Below are 16,883 nucleotides of genomic sequence, written 5' to 3'. Positions count from 1 at the left end.
AGTGTCAGGGCTCACGAGCGCTGCGGCTCTTTGTGGTGCTCGCCGGATGGACCTGTGTTCTACGACGAGGGAGAGTTTGCATGGCACTGAGTGCCGGTACCAGAAGGACGGTGGCCTGCCTACTCGTTGGGCTAGGCGCATTACTCATCGTGATGGCTCTGCTCATCCCGACCTACACCGTCAGCAAACTGGCGAAAACGCCGCTCGACCTCGAGATCACCACGGTCGCCAACAACCAGTCGGGCGCCGAGAGCCTGGTCCTGGACTCCAAATCCCTCACCGCCCCCGAGGGGTCGGCGAAGATCGACACCAACGTGCCGCTGATCTCGCAGCGCTTCGTCACCGTCGAGGACCCCTCCGACGCCACCGAAATGACCATCCAGGCCGGTCAGACCCTGCGTCGCATCGACAAACAAGGCGACACCGGCCTGCTCACCGCCACCGTCGACCGGGTCACCATCGACCGCAAGGACGGCATGCCGGTGGACAAGGACCCCAACGGTTCCATCGCCGTCACCACGAACGCGGCGGGCGAGAGCATCGCCGACCCGGTCCAGCACACCGGCCTGCAGTACCGCTTCCCCATCGGCACCGAGAAGAAGACGTACCCGTACTTCGACGTCAACGCCAGGAAGACCTTCGACATCAACTTCGTCGAGGAGACCGAGATCAACAGCACCAAGGTCTACCACTTCCAGCAGACCGTCCCGGCGACCAACCTCTACGACGTCGTCAAGGCCCCCACCAACCGGCTGACGCTGCCCGCCGCCAAGTGGGGCCTGCCGGGTGAAGGCGATGTCACCATGGCGCGCTACTACACCAATGTGCGCGACGTGTGGGTCGAGCCGGAGACCGGCACCATCGTCAAGGGCGGTGAACAGCTGCACCTGTACTACGCCCGCACCGGCGACAAGCCCGACGTCACCGCGCTCAAGTCGAACCTCGTCTTCGATGAGAACACCGTCGAATCGCAGCTCTCGATCGCCAAGGACAACATCGACAAGCTGTCGCTGTACGGGCGGACCATGCCGATCATCCTCGGCATCCTCGGCGTGATCGCCATCATCGGCGGCATCTTCCTCGGTGTGCGCGGCGGCGGCAACACGGCGCCCGCCGGTCGCGGCGCACCCATCGGTCGCCCGCGCGGCGGCGACGACGCACCCACCGAGCAGATCGATATGCGCAAGGGTCTCTGACGGTCCGCGCATAGCTGGCAAACCAACGAATTCGGCCCTCCGGTTTCTTCGCCGGGGGGCCGAATTCTTTTGTTTACCGGGTGCAATTGAGTGCGAACGAAATGTCACGAGGGCCCGGAGTGCCGCGACCACGGCGGCGCCGTATACCCGAATTCACTTATCGGCAAACCCCTTTGAAATGCGAATGATGTGCGGGCCGCGAACATTGGTACGTGGGCGTCACCGGGTGCTCCGATCGGGCGCGGGTAGGTGGTCGCGGTGGGCTCACGATCGGCGGCAGGACGGTCCGGTGCCGAGCGACAGACAGAGCCGGGCAGCGGCTGCGGTCGATCATCCCGCAGTGGATCGAGGTTGGCCCGGTTCGAATCCCGAGCCCGCGGCGGGTGCCGCCGAAAGGTGTGGGCGGTCCGCGGTGCGTGACACGATGACGGCGACGGTCGTGGTCGTCACCGCGGCCACCGAAACGGCCGTGACGATGAGTGCGGGCACGGTGTCCGCGAACAGCAGCATCACGGTGACCTCCACGATCAATCCCAGCCAGGTGAGCGTGGCGATCGCGGTGCGGTCGACGGCGATCGCGGAAAGCACCGCGCCCTGCAGGACCGCGAGGATCGCGCCGTGCAGGGCGAACAGCCACAGCAGGCCCTGGATCGGCGCGTAGTCCTGGCCGACGAACAAGGTCGCGAGCGGGGCGGCGACGGCGGCGACCAGTACCGCGACCACGCCGATCGCCGACAGCACGCCGAGCGCGTCGCGGATGGCGCGCGCCGAATGGGCGGGTTGCGCCATCCTCGGATACAGCACGACACCCACCGCCTGCGGCAGCCAGAAGGCGATCTTCGCGGCGATGGTGCCGAGCGCGTAGCGGCTGGCGTCGGCCTCGTCGAGGACCATCCTGACCACGATCAGGTCCGCCGAGGACAGCGCCATCAACGCGGCCTGCACCTGCGCGGCGCGCAACACCGGCAACACGCCGACGGTGTGCGTGCGCGGCTGCTCATCCGCCTCCGGCGACCCCGCGACGCACCGCGCGAACACCGCCGCTGCGGCGAGTCCGACGGCCGCCGCGCCCAATGCCGCAGCCGCGCCGCCACCGACCGCGAGCACAACGAGCGCGGGCGCGACCCGCGCCACCCCCGCCGCCCCCAACACCAACGCCAAGCCGCGGAACCGCCGCGCCCCTTGCAGGATCCCCTGCTCACCGGAGAGCAACACCAGCGCGGGCGCGGCACCCAACGCGGCCGCACATGCCGCGACACCGACGTGCAACGCGGAAGTCACCACCGGGATCAGCGCCGCCGCGACCACGGCGACGATCACCGCGCACCGCCACCGCAGCCGCCGCAGCGCATCGGCCCCCGCCCCGCGCACCCACTCCCTGGCCACCACGTTCTGCAACGCCAGCGCGGGCACCGCGCACAACAACTGCACCGCCAACAGACTCGCGAACTCGCTGTACCCGCCAACCCCGAGCCAGCGACCCGCCAGCACCTGCAACAGATACCCCGCGACATTCGCGATCATCGCCCCCGCCGTCACCAACGTCAGATCCGCGACCACGGGTAACCGACGATTGACAGGCACGCCCCATCGTCGCACCCGAACCTTCGACCGCAGGCCCCCGCCCCGCCCCGAACCCGATCCACGCATCATTCCGTCGCCTGCTGTGCCGAACCGTCCGTGCGGTGGAACCGCGGTGGGTCGGCCTGCTCACCGGCGGGGCAGCGGGCGCCATGGGTGGGTACGTAGGGTGTGGGTCCGTGAGTGGCGGTCGTCGGGTGCGGGTGCGGTGGGAGTCGGTGGTTCCGGCCGGGTACAGCGCTGTGTTGACGGCGGTCGTCGTCGGGCCGCTGCTCGGGTCGGGGTATCTGCTGTTGCGTGACGCGGTGAGCACGCCGCGTTCGTATCTCACCGATGCCGCGCTCGGACTCGGGGACGCCGCGCCGCGGGCCGTGCCGCAGGACGCGTTCCTCGCGGCGCTGTCGCCGGTCGTGGACGGCGGGCTGCTGGTGAAGGCGATTCTGGTGGTCGCGTTGTGGGCCGCCGGGTACGGCGCCGCGCTGCTGGCGCGCGAGTTGCTGCACGTGTCGGTCGGGCCGCAGTTGGTGGCGTGCACGGTCGCGGTGTGGAACCCGTTCGTCGCCGAACGGCTCGCGCAGGGGCATTGGAGTCTGCTCACCGGATACGCGGCGTTGCCGTGGACCGCGCTGGCCGCGCGACGGCTGCGTGCGGCGCGATCGTGGCGCGCGGCGGTCGGCGGCTGGGGCGCCATGGCTGCGGGTCTGGCGGCGGCCGGGCTCACGCCGACCGGGGCGCTGTTGGCCGGATGTGTGGCGCTGGTGACGGTCGGTCGACGGCATCTTCCGTTGGCGCTGCTCGCGGCGGTCGCGGCCTCGGCGCCGTGGCTCGCGGCGACCTTCCTGTCCGGTGCGGGCGCCGAACCTTCCGATCCGGCGGGGGTCGCGGCGTTCGCGGCGCGCGCCGAGACGGGACTCGGCACCCTCGGCAGTCTCGCCGGACTCGGCGGCATCTGGAACGGCGACGCCGTCCCCGACTCCCGCACCACCCCCCTTGCGGTCCTCGGCACGGCGCTGCTGCTGATCCTGGTCGCCTTCGGCATCCGCACGGTGACGTCGGCGGGTGACCGCGACGAAACCGGAATCCGCCGCGCCCTGCTGGCACTGGCGGTCGTCGCCGTCGCGGCCCCCGCCCTCGCGGCGACCGCATGGGGTGTGCCGGTGATGGAATGGCTGATCGTCCACGTCCCCGGCGCGGGACTGCTCAGGGACACCCAGAAGTACGTGGCCCTCGCGATGCCCGCCTACGCCCTGTGCGCCGCTGCCGGATCCCGAACCATCACCCGCCACCTTCACGCTGCCGCACCCGACGACTCGCTCGTCCCGGCCGGTCCGAACGCCGCCCTCGTCGATTCCACCGACCATCATGCGACGGTCGAGGACTCCCGCGACGCAGTGTCCTCTTCACCCACGTCGACAGTTCCCACGACGAACACCGCCCCTACCGGCGCCCACGCACCGGCCACCACTTCTTCGACGGCCGACACTCAGCACGAATCGCCCGATGAGCGAACGAATCTCGACCGCGCCGGTTCGGCCGCAAGCCGACACGCCGCCGCTTCGCCCACACCGTCGCCATCGGCCGACGACCACCGTGACGCCGAATTCGCCTCCGCTACAACGAATCCAGCGACAACACCGACTTCCGCCGGACTCGGGTCCACCGCACGCGAATCCTCCTCGACCGCAAGGGTTCTGGTTCCCCTACTGGCTATCGCGTTCCTGATCCTCCCGCTGTTCGACCTCGCCGGGGGTGTCGGCGGCGCGATGCGCCCGGTGCACTATCCGATCGGGTGGCAGCGGGTCGCGGAGCGGATCGATGGGCCGGGCGATGTCGCGGTGTTGCCGGGCGGGATGTTCCGCAAGTTCCCGTACAGCGGGAAGGTCGCGGTGCTCGACCCCGCGCCGCGGATGCTGCCCAACGATGTGCTCCAGACCGGTCGGCTGCCGGTGCGCGGCATGACGGTCGAGGGTGAGGGTGCGCGGGCGACCGAGGTGGAGAACACGCTGCTCGGCGGAGGTTCGGCGCGGCGGTTGGCCGAACTCGAGGTGGGCTGGGTGCTGGTGGAGCGCTCTACGCCGGGGCCGATCGGTGAGTCGGCGCGCACCCTGGTGGGACTCGAATCCGTCTACGAGGACCCACATTTCGCGCTGTATCGAGTCTCGGATCCAAAGGTGACACCGCCACGTGACGCATACCGGACGATCGCGATCCTCGCCCACCTGCTCTGGGTGACAATGCTGGTCGGCGGACTGCTCGCGGCCGCTTCGCGACCCACGACTTAGCACGCGCCGGCCGCGCCCATCGGCTCGGCGCCTGTCGGCTCGGCACCCGTCGGCTCGGCGCCCATCGAGACCGGTGCCGCATCCGCACTCCACGCCGGCCGCAACTGGCCGACCAGCGCGAGGCGAGCCTCGGTGGACTTCGCGTGGTTGGCGTCGAGCATCCATTCGCGCATGCCCGCGCTGACGCCGATCGGCACGTCGGAAATGGCGCCTGCGCCGCGCCCATCGGCTCCGCGCCCATCCTGAAGGGTGCCGCCCGCGCTCCACGCCGACGACGTCAGGCACCCGACAACCCGCCGCTCAGCGCTCGGCAGGCGGGGCGACCAGTCCGGCGACTCGCTCGCCGCGCGCGACCGCGGCCAGCACCTCGTACACCCCGTTGCCGGTCTGCTCCCAGGAGAATTCGCGGGCACGCGCACGCGCTTTCTCACCCATCACCGTGCGGCCCGCGTGATCGTCGAGCAGTTCGCCGACGGCTTCGGTGAGGTGCGCGACATCGTCGACGAGTACGCCGGTGACCCCGTCGACGATCGAGTCGGTGAGCCCGCGTGAGCTGCGGTACCCGACCGTTGGCACGCCGTGTTGGGCCGCCTCGATGACGGCCAGGCCCCAGCCTTCCTTCCTGGAGGGCAGCACATGCACCCAGGCGCCGGCGAGAAGTTCGTGTTTGCGGACTTCGTCGACGTGTCCGTGGAAGGTGACCGCGTCGGCGATGCGCAATTCCTCGGCGTAGGCGCGCAGGTTCTCGGCCCACCAGCCGCCGCCGACGATGTCGACGTGCAGGCCGGGGATGGACGCGCGCAGTCGCGCGACGGCGGACAGCGCGTCCTCGATCTGCTTGTGCGGCACCAGCCGCGACAGCACCACGACACGCGGTCGCGGCGCGCGGGTATGGGCCGCGCCGGTCGGCGCGTCGACGGGCACCGGCTCGGCGCCGTTGCGCACCACAGCGATGCGCGAACGATTCACGCCGAGGGTCGCGAGTTCTTCGGCCGACGGGAGCGACACGGTGAGGTACTGGTTGTCGCGGTGCGCCCGCGGGGACAGCCGCGACTCGATCCACCAGCCGATCCGGCCGACGAGCCGTCCGGCGACGGGCCATTGTTCGCGATGTCCGTGGTGCACGAGCACCACCGAGGGCGCGTCGGCGACGGCGCCCGCGAAGAACGGGATGCCGTTCTGGGTGTCGATGACCGTGTCGGGGCGCAGTCCGCGCAGCGCGCCGATGCCGAGCCTGCCGAGGGCGATGGCCGCGAGTGCGCGCGGGTACACGGTGTAGCGTCCGCCGCCGCGGCTGATGTGGATGCCGTCGACGTGTTCGCGACGGCGCGCGCCGCGGTAGTGCGCGGTGCGCAGCGTGACCTTGACCCCGCGCGCGGCGAGTTGGGCGCCGACCTGCTCCAGGTAGCGTTCGCTGCCGCCACCCTGCGGGTGCCCGGTGTCACGCCAGCAGAGGAGGAGGACTTCGCGCACTGTGGAGCTTCTCTCGCTTCGTCGGGTTCCGTGCGGAACGGGGATGCCGGGCTACACCATAACTTGCGGTCTCCTCCGAGAAGTGTCACCCGACATCGTTTCGGGGAAAATATTGAAATGCCTACATTTCACAGCCGTCTTCGATAGCGTGCCGACCACGATTCACCATCACGATGAGGAGATGACATGAAGGCGACACCGAGAACACGAACCGACGGCGGAGCGGGTGGCGGCGCCACCGGCGACCTCGGCGCCCTGCTCACGGTGGTCCTCGGCCTGATCACGTCGTCGCTGTCCACCGGCAGCGGCGCGAGCAGCGGCATCGGCTAGACCCCCGTCGCGGGCCCGGCGCGCGCGGCACCGGGCCCGCGGCGGACTCCCACACGGGGACGATCAGCGACCGATTATCCCCTGTGCGACACTTCGGCCGTGCCGACAACCGAGACGAAGCCGCCCTTCGGCGCTCCGACTGTCACCGCTCCGCGCGTCACCGTGACGACCAACCGGCCCGCCGAGTCCCGATTCGCACACCGCGCCACGCTGCGCCGCTCGCTGCGCCTGCTCGGCAGTTTCCGTTTCGAGCAGTCCGACCCCGCCCGCTTCTACGGCGGCATCGCGGCCGACAGCGCCGACCTGCTCACCGATTTCTCCCTCGACATCACCGGCCGCGACCTCGCGGGCGCCACCGTGCTCGACGTCGGCGGCGGCCCCGGATACTTCGCCGACGAATTCGCCCGCGCTGGCGCGCGCTACATCCCGGTCGAACCCGACCCGTCGGAAATGCACGCGGCGGGCCTTTCGGTGACGGGAGCGGTGCGCGGTTCCGGCATGGCGCTGCCCATTCGCGACGACGCGGTCGATATCTGCTTCTCGTCCAATGTCGCCGAGCACATCCCCGATCCGTGGCTGATGGCGGAGGAAATGGTGCGGGTGACCAGGCCCGGCGGCCTGATCGTGCTGTCCTATACGGTCTGGCACGGCCCGTTCGGCGGCCACGAGACCGGGCCGTGGCACTATCTCGGCGGCGAGTACGCGGCCCGCAGATACCGCAGGAAGTACGGACGCGAACCGAAGAACCGCTTCGGTGCCTCGCTGTTCGCGGTGCGCGCGGCGGACGGCCTGCGCTGGGCGGCGAACACCTCGGCCGAGGTGCGCACGATCTTCCCGCGCTACCACCCGCGTTGGGCGTGGTGGCTGGTGCGCGTGCCGCTGCTGCGTGAGCTGCTGGTCAGCAATCTGGTCGTGGTCGCGACCAAGTGATCACCGCTCCACCAGGCCCCGCTCCAGCAGACCCCTTCGCCAACCGCGCGCTCCCGGCAGCGGTTCACACCACGGTGATTCCTGGATGGCGAGTCCGACGGTCTCGAGCGTGGTGAGGCCGACCTGATCGGCCAGCACACCGACGACCGCGACCGCCTCGGCGGCCTGCATGGCCGCCGTGGCCTGCTCGATCGTCAGCGTACGGCCGGGTAGGAAGGAGACCACCCATCCGCCGCCGCCGACGCTCTTCGCTTGATGCTCGGTCTGGTCACTTGTCATCAGCGACCGGCCGATCACTTGCACCGCCATGCCTGGTTCACCCCTGCGGTATCGGATCAATGCATAATCGGTTCATTTTCGAGCGAGCTGATCAGTAGCTACAGCATCCTCGGTCCAGCACGGGAATGCAATAGTGCGTTTGCCGAAAAAGAGAACCGACAGGTTGGCTTTTGCCCAGGTCAGAGGGTTTCCACGCGACGAAACTGGAACATGTTACAGACAAACCGGACGGCAAAACTGTAACGTGTTCTCATGCAATACGACAGCTTGTTCATCGGCGGCCAGTGGACCGCGCCGACCTCCGCCGAGCGCATCGAGGTCATCTCCCCAGCCACGGTCGAGCCGGTGGGCAGCGTCCCCGTCGTCACCCGTGCCGACGTCGACGCCGCGGTCGCCGCCGCAAGGCACGCCTTCGACAACGGCCCGTGGCAGTCGACCCCGCCCGCCGAACGCGCCGCCCTCCTGACCCGCGCGGCCCGCCTCATCGAAGCGCGCTCGGCCGAACTCGTCGCCGCGCTCACCGCCGAGGTCGGCGCCCCCGCGCTCGCGAGCCTGACCCTCAACCAGTTGCCCGCCGTGGCCACACTCGATGCCTACGCCGCACTCGCCGAAACCTTCCCGTGGCGAGAGGTGCGCACCGGTTCCTTCGGCACCACGCGGGTCACCCGCGAACCGCTCGGCGTGGTCGCCGCGGTGACCGCCTGGAACGTGCCGCTGTTCCTGGCCTGCAACAAACTGGCGCCCGCGCTGCTCGCGGGCTGTTCGATCGTGCTGAAACCCGCGCCGCTGACCCCGCTCTCGGCCAATATCGTGGCCGAGATCTTCCAGGAGGCCGGGCTGCCGGACGGCGTGCTTTCCGTTCTGCCCGCCGAGGCCGACGTCGCCGAATACCTGATCTCGCATCCCGGCGTGGACAAGGTGACCTTCACCGGGAGCACCGCGGTCGGCCGCAAAATCGGCGCCATCGCCACCGAACAGCTCAAGAGCGTGTCGCTCGAACTCGGCGGCAAGTCGGCGGCCATCCTGCTGCCCGACATGGATCTCGCCTCCGGGATTCCGGCGCTCGCCTTCTCCGGGCTGCTGAACAGCGGGCAGGGCTGCGTCGCGCAGACCCGCATCCTCGCGCCGCGCGGACGCTACGACGAGATCCTCGACGCGCTGGTGGAACACGTGAAAACCATGAAGGTCGGTATGCCCGACGACCCGGGGGTCCAGCTCGGCCCGCTGATCTCCGAACGACAGCGCGAGCGTGTCGAGGGGTATATCGCCAAGGGCAAGGAGGAGGGCGCGCGGCTGGTCCTCGGCGGCGGCCGTCCGGCGGGACTCGACCGCGGCTGGTTCGTCGAGCCGACCGTCTTCGCCGACGTCGACAACAAGTCGACCATCGCGCAGGAGGAGATCTTCGGCCCGGTCCTGTCGGTGATCCCGTACCAGACCGAGGAGGAGGCCATCGCGATCGCCAACGACTCGGTCTACGGACTCGCCGGTTCGGTGTGGACCACCGATATCGAGCACGGCGCGCGGATCGCGGCGAAGGTGCGCACCGGCACGTTCGCCATCAACTGGTACGCCTTCGATCCGTGCTCGCCGTTCGGCGGGTACAAGAACTCGGGACTCGGCCGCGAGAACGGTCCGGAAGGGCTCGACGCGTTCTGCGAACAGAAGTCCCTGCTCATGCCGATGGGCTGGAGCGAATGACGCCCGCGCGCTGAGGGGCCCCCGACCGGCCACTCAGCGCTCAGGTAGCACCAGGCGCAGCACGGGCTGCACGCGGCCGTCCGCCGCGTTCGGCTCGACCGCGACCTCGACGCGCCAACCGGGTGGCAGCACCGACTGCAATCGGCCTGCCGCTCGGCACAGCGGCGTGCTCACCGCGGCCGGGTCCATCTCCAGATCGGTCATGCTCCAACCACCTCTCACGTGTCGATGCCGTATTCGGCGTGGGCCGCGGTGCCGTTGGGGAAGCATTCAGCCGGTGGCTGAGCGATGTGCTCCAGCTTAGTGGACAGCTCCTGAATTCCCGACGGTGTTGGCGTGAAACCTGCGATGCCACTGGGAATTACGGATTCAACTACCGGACAGTCGCTCAGTCCGCTTCCAGGCGTGAGACCCGACTTCGAGTCCGGATGATGCCGCGTTCCTTCGAATAACCGGGCCGTGTTCTTCGTCGCACGACTCTGGTGCGGCCACGCCCACCCTTATAAAGTGATCCTTCTAGAAGGATCGTTCCAAAGGAGGACAGATGGCCGTGCTGAACATCCACTCGCGACGGCTCGCCGCCGACGCCGACCAGGTCGGCGCACTCGTCGACACCCTCACCGGCCCGCACGACCGCCTGTGGCCGGGCGACCGGTGGCCCGTCGCACGTCTCGACGGCCCGCTCGGCGTCGGCGCCCGCGGCGGCCACGGACCGGTGCGCTACCGGGTCGAAGAATATGAGCCGGCACGCCGAATCCGCTTCCGCTTCAACGGATCCCCGAATATCGACGGCTACCACGAATTCACCGTCACCCCGGACGGCGACGCCGCCGTCCTGCGTCACACCCTGGCGGGCCGCCCGCGCGGCATCACGCGACTCACTTGGCCGTTCTTCTACCGTCGTATGCACGACGCCCTGCTCGAAGACCTCCTCGACCGCGCCGAACGCGAACTCACCGGAACCGTCGCGACCCCCGCCCGCTGGAGCGCCTACGTCCGTTTACTGCGCGCCGTCCGAGCTCGGATCGCGCCCGCCACCGCACCGCCGCGCAGCCCAGTCGGTTCCTGAGCCCCGCATCGAACGGTTCTCGGTCCGCGAGCGGTCCCTACCGAGGCGAGCCATTCCGAGACAGCCTCGGAAAACGAAACCGCCCGCACTCGGAACCGAGTGCGGGCGGTGGTGTTCGAACGGGATCAGGCGAGGCGCTGCTTCATCGCCTCGAATTCGTCGCGAACGCCGGAAGGCAGCTTGTCGCCGACGAATTCGAACCACTCCTCGATGAGGGGGATCTCCTTGCGCCATTCCTCCGCGTCGACCTTCAACGCCTCGTCGACGTCCACCGAATCGACATCGAGACCGTCGAGATCGAGCTGGGCCGCGGTGGGCACATTGCCGATCGCGGTGGCAACGGCCTGCGCGGAACCTTCGATGCGGCCGATGATCCACTCCAGCACGCGAGAGTTCTCGCCGAATCCGGGCCACAGGAAACGGCCGTCGTCACCGCGACGGAACCAGTTGACGTAGAAGATCTTCGGCAACTTGGTGGCGTCGGCGTTCTTGCCGACATTGATCCAGTGGTTGATGTAATCGCCCACGTGGTAGCCCATGAACGGGATCATCGCCATCGGGTCGCGGCGCACGGTGCCGACCTTGCCCTCGGCGGCGGCGGTCTGCTCCGAGGACAGCGTGGCGCCCATGAACACGCCGTGCTGCCAGTCGAAGGACTCGGTCACCAGCGGCACCGTGGTCTTGCGGCGGCCGCCGAACAGGATCGCCGAGATCGGCACGCCCTGCGGATCGTCCCATTCGGGGGCGAGGATCGGGCACTGCGACATCGGGGTGCAGTAGCGCGAGTTCGGGTGCGCGGCCAGCGTCTCGGTGTCGCGCAGGTGCCAGTCGTTGCCCTTCCAGTCGATCAGGTGATCGGGCTCGCCCTCCAGACCCTCCCACCAGACGTCGTTGTTGTCGGTGAGCGCGACATTGGTGTAGACGGTGTTGCCCGCCTCCATGGTGGCGATGGCGTTCGGGTTCGAGCTGCGGTTGGTGCCGGGGGCGACGCCGAAGAAGCCGTACTCCGGGTTCACCGCGTACAGTCGGCCGTCCTTGCCGAAACGCATCCACGCGATGTCGTCGCCGAGGGTCTCGGCCCGCCAGCCGGGCACCGTCGGCTGGATCATCGCCAGGTTGGTCTTGCCGCAGGCGCTGGGGAAGGCGGCCGCGATGTAGTACGCCTTGTTCTCCGGGGAGATCAGCTTGAGGATCAGCATGTGCTCGGCGAGCCAGCCCTCGTCGTGCGCCATGGCCGACGCGATGCGCAGCGAGTAGCACTTCTTGCCGAGCAGCGCGTTGCCGCCGTAGCCGGAGCCGTAGGACCAGATCTCACGGTCCTCCGGGAAGTGGGTGATGTACTTGGTGTCGTTGCACGGCCACGGCACGTCGGCCTGGCCCTCGGCCAGCGGCGCGCCCACCGAGTGCAGCGCCTTCACGAACGGGCGGTCGGCACCGAGCTTGTCCAGCGCGGCCGTGCCCATGCGGGTCATGACCTTCATCGAGACGACCACGTACTCGGAGTCGGTGATCTCGACGCCGAGTTTCGGGTCCTCCGCGCCGAGGGGACCCATGCAGAACGGCACCACGTACATGGTGCGGCCCTTCATCGAGCCGCGGTACAGCTCGGTCATGGTGGCGCGCATCTCGGCCGGGTCGACCCAGTTGTTGGTCGGGCCCGCGTCGGCTTCGGTCTTCGAACAGATGTAGGTGCGCGACTCGACTCGCGCCACATCGGAGGGATCGGAGAGGGCTAAGAAGGAGTTCGGCTTCTTCTTCTGGTCCAGGCGTTTGAAGGTGCCCGCCTCGACCAGCTGATCGGTCAGCCGCTCCCATTCCTCGTCGGAACCGTCCGCCCAGACGACTCGCTCAGGCTGAGTGAGTTCTGCGACTTCCTGTACCCAGGTGAGCAGTTCGCTGTGTTCGGTCGGCGCTTTACCGTCGGATCCACGAAGACCAGGAATGGTCGCTGAGGTCATGAAAACTCTCCTGAGATTGGCGGTACGCCGATGCTTCGCCGCCTGGCCCGAGGCCCATGACCAGCGCGAACACAACAGCGCCACCGTTGGCGGGAAGGCACCCGCTACGACCAGTCGAAAGCGCGCCCGGCTGGACGGCGTACAAGGACGAAGCGGACGCCCAGGTTCCTGGGTAAAGGTTAACTCGACATGACGACCAGTACGGAACCGGGTACTTATCGGATACCCATTCAGTTATCGAATCAACAAATTAGTCGAACCGATCGATCGTGGCGATATCCCGCTCGCAGGCGGCGAGTTGGCCCGGTTGCTCGGCCGCTGCTCGCCGGATACGCGTCTCCAATTCTGCCACCACGCGGTCGCAGGCGACGATCTTCGCGGCACTTGTACGTACCACTCGGTCTGCCCACTCGGTCTCGGCCTCGACCAGCGCCGTCGCGACCCGCTGTTCCAGCTGAGCCTTGACGTTCACCAACGCCTCCGACATCCACTGCCTGATGTGCGCGCGGTCGGCGACCTGCCTGCGAGCGCGCACCACCCACCACGCGACCAGCGCGCCGAGCAGCAGCGTGACCGGGATGCTGGCGACGTCCAACGCGGGCACCAGCGCCAGCGGCGAGACCAGCAGCCTGCCGAGGCCGACACCCGCCGATGCACCCAGCGCGATCATAAGGTGATCTTCGACACCCCTGTGCCTCGGTTCGGGTTCAGGACCGACGCGCGGCGCTGGATCGCGCCTGCGATGCGGGGCGGTCGTCGCGTCGATATCGGCCGCGCCGAGGCGGTCGACGAGTTCGGCGAAACGTCGATCGATGCTGTGATCCACGACACCCGTCAGTTCGGTGACGGTCGCCTGCAAGCGTCGTGGATGGTCGGCGAACTCCGCGGGCGCGAGCCGGTCGAGTTCCGCGCGCGCCGCCACGTGCAAGGCACGGACCTGACCGCCCACCTCGGTCACCAGATCCACCCTCGCCAGATGCAGCTGCCCGCGCAACGCCGACATCGCGGTGGCCCGCCCGCCGTCGCGCCCGGCGATCAGCCCGGCCCGCTCCTCCCGCAGCCGCGCGATCTCCGAACCCGAACGCAAAGTGCGCACCTGGGCCGCGATCCGCTCCCGAGTCTCCGCGAGCACCCGCGCCACCAGGGCCGCGCGCGCGTCGGCGCCGAACCCGGCCGCGCCCGAAACCGCCGCCGCCAACGCCGCGTGCAACGCGCCGACCCCCGACCGGTCGAGCAGCGCGGCGTCACCGCCGGTGCGCGCCGCCGCCGCCAACCGGGCCGACACCGGAAGGATCTCCAGTTCGAAGCCGCGCGGTGCGAGCACCTCGAGATTTCGATCACGGATCTGCCGCCAATCGGCGAAAGCGTGGATGCCGTTCATCGCCAGCAGCGTCCGCACACCCCCCGCGCGCGCACGCGCGAGCACACCGAGGGTGTCCGCGCCGATGACACTGCCCGCGTCCAGCAGGACCAACGCCACCGGAGTCGCCCCCGGCAACGCGGCGGCCCCGAACTCCGCCGCGGAATCGGTCACCTCCGCGAATTCGACGCGAGGTTCGAAACGGGCCAACTCGGTGCGCAACAAGGTGGTATTGGCATCGTCCGGACCGATCAAAAGCACCCGAGAACCCGCGCCGGGATTCCGCACCGCGTCCAACAGCGCGGCGCCCTGCGGATTCCACCGCGCCAGAACCCCCGCCACGTCACCTGGCAGGGCGATGTCACTCGACAACACCGCACCACCGGACCGCGACTCGTGTCCAGGCCCGCCTGCGACCATCGGCGGCGATGCGTCCGCACGCGAGGCGGGTTCCGGATCCGGCGGCGCGGCGGGGTCTGGGCCCGGCGGCTCAGAGTCCGGCACTGCTCATCCGCTCCCACAGTCTGATGTAGCCGTTGTGCACGCGCAGGGCGGCGCGGCGGGCGGTGGGCGGCATATCGCTGGAGACCACGGCGCGCCAGCGGACGGCGCGCTGCAAGGCGTCGTCGGCGTCGGCGGGCGCGGGGGCCGGATAGCCCGCGGCCAGGTGGGCGACCGAGGGGTCGGCCAGGCCTGCGCACAGTCCCAACCACATGGCGTCGTCGCCGTCGAGGTAGTTCTCCAGCACGTCGCGGCCGCCGCCGTCGGCGGGGATGGCGCGGGCGGCGAGGCGGGCGAATTCGTCGAGCAGCGCACCGCCGCGCAGTGCGGAGACCTGCTCGTAGCGTTGGTGCAGCAGGCGGTGCAGCGGATCGATGCCGCCCGCCGCGTGCAGCAGTTGGAGTATCGCGTGCGGCCCGAGTCCTGGGTCGGCGCGCAGGGCGCTCATGGCGCAGGTGATGCCGTACAGGTCCCAGCGGTTCAGTAGGGTTTCGCGTTCGGCGACGTCGGGGCCCGCGGCGGGTGAGACGAACAGGTCGGGTGACAGGGTCAGCGCGAGGTCGGCGGTTTCGGCGAGGCGGCGCAGGGTGGTCAGGTCTTCCTCGGTGACCGTGCCCGCCCTGGTGCGCACGGCGAGCGCCGCGACAACGGGAAGGGTGTGGATGCCGAGCTCCCTGCTGTACTGCTCGGCCGCGGCCACCGCGTCACCCCAGCGCGACCCGATCGCGTCCGCCTTGTTGAGCACAACGACGGTACGCGCGGGGTCGAGGGCGGCCAGCACCCTGCGGTCGGCGGGCAGCGGCGCGCCCGCCAGGACATAGACGACGATGTCGGCGTCGAGTTCGGGATCGGGCGCCCCCGGCTCGTCCACCGGCCCGGTCTCGACGGCCGACATCAGGGCCAGCGCGTGCAGCACCGTGGTCCGCCCGGTGTGCGCCCGCCCGGTGACCTGGATGCGCGGCGGCCGCCGCCACGCGTTGACGGCGAGACTGGCGTGATACCCGATCCGCGTATCGGCCCCCGCGTCCCGCAACCCCGCCACCAGCCGGTCGAGCTGATCCCGTTCCCGCGTCGGCACGCCACGCTCGCGCATCTGGCCGTTGAATTCGGTGGCCGTCGGCATGGCACACACCCCCTTGTCGCAGCGATTCTGTCAGAAGCCCGCGCCGCGCACCCGGCTACGGCGGACGCGGTCGAGGACCGGCAAGCATCCACCGACCGGGGCGACCACCACGCGCACTCACGCCAGTGGTTTCACCTCGACCGGAACCCCGATCCGGTGACGTATTTGTTGATCGTGCGCACGGCCCAGCCGGGTGAATACTTGGCGGCGAGGGCGAGGGCCTTGGTGCGGGCGCCGATCTCGTAGTGCACGCGTGGCAGGCGGCCGCGTTTGCTCGTGATCTCCCAGATGCCGTGCGCGACGTCATCGGCGGTGAGGTGCACGCCGAGCGATCGCGTCGAACCGGTGTCGACGCCGTCGACCATGGCGGTGGCCACGAACAGCGGCCACACCGCGACGACGCGGATGTCGTGGCGTTCCCATTCCAGGTCGAGTGCTTCGGTGAGGCTCTTGACCGCCGATTTGGTCGCGGCGTAGGTCGCGAGTTCGGGTTGGCCGTAGATGGCCGAGGCCGAGCAGAGGTTCACGATCTGCGCGCCCTCGGTGTCGCGCAGGTAGCGGAAGGCGGTATGGGTTCCGGTGAGGACGCCGCCGAGGTTGACGTCGACGACGGCGCGGTGGGCGGCGAGGTCGATGTCCTGGAAGGGGCCCGCGCGCAGGATCCCGGCATTGTTGACCAGGATGTCCAGCCGACCGGTCGCGTCGTGGAACTCGGCCAGCCGCTCCGACCAGTGCGTGTCGTTGGTCACATCGAGGACGCCGGTGCGCACGGTTCCGCCCGCCGCGGTGATGTCGGCGGACAGCCTCGTCAACCCCACTTCATCGATGTCGTAGGCGCCGACGTGATAGCCGTGTGCTGCGAAAAGGAGCGCCGTGGCCCGACCGATCCCGGCCGCCGCACCGGTGATGAACACTGTCGGTGAGCTCATGACCGGCAGTGTAGTGGCAGCGGTGAACTCTATAACCAGGGTTCACAGGCACCCCGACGTCACCTACTCTCGGTGCAGGTCGGCACCAGTATCGGTGCGCAACTTCGCTTTTCGAACGCGGAAGCCGGCCAGGCGGGCCGCGAGCAGGTCCGGCCGGACTCGACGAGGAGGTTG

At 69.3% G+C, this 16,883-nt stretch carries 15 protein-coding genes; 6 read left to right on the top strand and 9 right to left on the bottom strand.

Features of this window, described 5'->3' with window-relative positions:
• Window positions 1–80 precede the first annotated feature (80 nt).
• Window positions 81–1,196 (top strand): DUF3068 domain-containing protein, encoded by a 1,116-nt coding sequence (locus IT779_RS20750; protein ID WP_196151021.1) that lies wholly within the window; start codon window positions 81–83, stop codon window positions 1,194–1,196.
• Between the two features lie 330 nt (window positions 1,197–1,526).
• Here IT779_RS20750 and IT779_RS20745 read toward each other — a convergent pair whose 3' ends face one another.
• Window positions 1,527–2,720, bottom strand: a complete 1,194-nt coding sequence (locus tag IT779_RS20745; RefSeq protein WP_232541954.1) for a polysaccharide biosynthesis protein — start codon at window positions 2,718–2,720, stop codon at window positions 1,527–1,529.
• 236 nt (window positions 2,721–2,956) lie between these two features.
• Here IT779_RS20745 and IT779_RS20740 point away from each other — a divergent pair, with 236 nt between their 5' ends.
• On the top strand, window positions 2,957–5,059 hold the full coding sequence (locus IT779_RS20740) for a hypothetical protein (RefSeq protein ID WP_196151020.1): 2,103 nt from the start codon (window positions 2,957–2,959) through the stop codon (window positions 5,057–5,059).
• Here IT779_RS20740 and IT779_RS20735 read toward each other — a convergent pair.
• Window positions 5,056–5,256, bottom strand: coding sequence for a hypothetical protein (locus IT779_RS20735; RefSeq protein ID WP_196151217.1), 201 nt, complete (start codon window positions 5,254–5,256; stop codon window positions 5,056–5,058). The genes IT779_RS20740 and IT779_RS20735 overlap by 4 nt on opposite strands.
• A gap of 103 nt (window positions 5,257–5,359) precedes the next feature.
• The gene (locus IT779_RS20730) at window positions 5,360–6,532 is read right to left on the bottom strand and encodes a glycosyltransferase family 4 protein (protein ID WP_196151019.1); all 1,173 of its coding nucleotides are present in this window, start codon (window positions 6,530–6,532) and stop codon (window positions 5,360–5,362) included.
• A 186-nt stretch (window positions 6,533–6,718) separates the two neighbouring features.
• Here IT779_RS20730 and IT779_RS20725 point away from each other — a divergent pair, with 186 nt between their 5' ends.
• Window positions 6,719–6,862: a hypothetical protein gene (locus tag IT779_RS20725; RefSeq protein WP_196151018.1), complete on the top strand. Its 144-nt coding sequence runs from the start codon at window positions 6,719–6,721 to the stop codon at window positions 6,860–6,862.
• A gap of 162 nt (window positions 6,863–7,024) precedes the next feature.
• Window positions 7,025–7,792: a class I SAM-dependent methyltransferase gene (locus IT779_RS20720; RefSeq protein WP_196151196.1), complete on the top strand. Its 768-nt coding sequence runs from the start codon at window positions 7,025–7,027 to the stop codon at window positions 7,790–7,792.
• Here IT779_RS20720 and IT779_RS20715 read toward each other — a convergent pair whose 3' ends face one another.
• Entirely contained in the window at window positions 7,793–8,101 is a 309-nt protein-coding gene (locus IT779_RS20715) for a hypothetical protein (RefSeq protein WP_196151017.1), read from the bottom strand.
• 222 nt (window positions 8,102–8,323) lie between these two features.
• On the opposite strand from IT779_RS20715, the gene IT779_RS20710 reads away from it, so the two are divergent.
• A complete protein-coding gene (locus IT779_RS20710; protein ID WP_196151016.1) occupies window positions 8,324–9,769 on the top strand; it encodes an aldehyde dehydrogenase in 1,446 nt (481 codons plus the stop codon).
• Between the two features lie 33 nt (window positions 9,770–9,802).
• Here the strand turns inward: IT779_RS20710 and IT779_RS20705 are convergent, their stop codons facing one another.
• On the bottom strand, window positions 9,803–9,973 hold the full coding sequence (locus tag IT779_RS20705; RefSeq protein WP_196151015.1) for a hypothetical protein: 171 nt from the start codon (window positions 9,971–9,973) through the stop codon (window positions 9,803–9,805).
• Window positions 9,974–10,313: 340 nt separating this feature from the next.
• Here IT779_RS20705 and IT779_RS20700 point away from each other — a divergent pair, with 340 nt between their 5' ends.
• Window positions 10,314–10,838, top strand: a complete 525-nt coding sequence (locus IT779_RS20700) for an SRPBCC family protein (protein ID WP_196151014.1) — start codon at window positions 10,314–10,316, stop codon at window positions 10,836–10,838.
• A 125-nt stretch (window positions 10,839–10,963) separates the two neighbouring features.
• On the opposite strand, the gene IT779_RS20695 is transcribed toward IT779_RS20700, so the two are convergent.
• From IT779_RS20695 to IT779_RS20680, 4 genes are all read right to left on the bottom strand, one after another.
• The gene (locus tag IT779_RS20695; protein WP_196151013.1) at window positions 10,964–12,796 is read right to left on the bottom strand and encodes a phosphoenolpyruvate carboxykinase (GTP); all 1,833 of its coding nucleotides are present in this window, start codon (window positions 12,794–12,796) and stop codon (window positions 10,964–10,966) included.
• Window positions 12,797–13,046: 250 nt separating this feature from the next.
• Window positions 13,047–14,531 (bottom strand): hypothetical protein, encoded by a 1,485-nt coding sequence (locus tag IT779_RS20690; protein ID WP_332838890.1) that lies wholly within the window; start codon window positions 14,529–14,531, stop codon window positions 13,047–13,049.
• Window positions 14,532–14,646: 115 nt separating this feature from the next.
• Window positions 14,647–15,780 (bottom strand): hypothetical protein, encoded by a 1,134-nt coding sequence (locus tag IT779_RS20685; RefSeq protein WP_196151012.1) that lies wholly within the window; start codon window positions 15,778–15,780, stop codon window positions 14,647–14,649.
• A 131-nt stretch (window positions 15,781–15,911) separates the two neighbouring features.
• Window positions 15,912–16,709: an SDR family oxidoreductase gene (locus tag IT779_RS20680; RefSeq protein WP_196151011.1), complete on the bottom strand. Its 798-nt coding sequence runs from the start codon at window positions 16,707–16,709 to the stop codon at window positions 15,912–15,914.
• Window positions 16,710–16,883: the final 174 nt, after the last annotated feature.

Origin of the sequence: Nocardia bovistercoris (assembly GCF_015674855.1) — a bacterium.
GTDB classification, from domain to species: Bacteria; Actinomycetota; Actinomycetes; order Mycobacteriales; family Mycobacteriaceae; genus Nocardia; species Nocardia bovistercoris.
The sequence above is the reverse complement of the archived record's forward strand: the minus strand, read 5'-3'. Positions and strand labels throughout refer to the sequence as shown.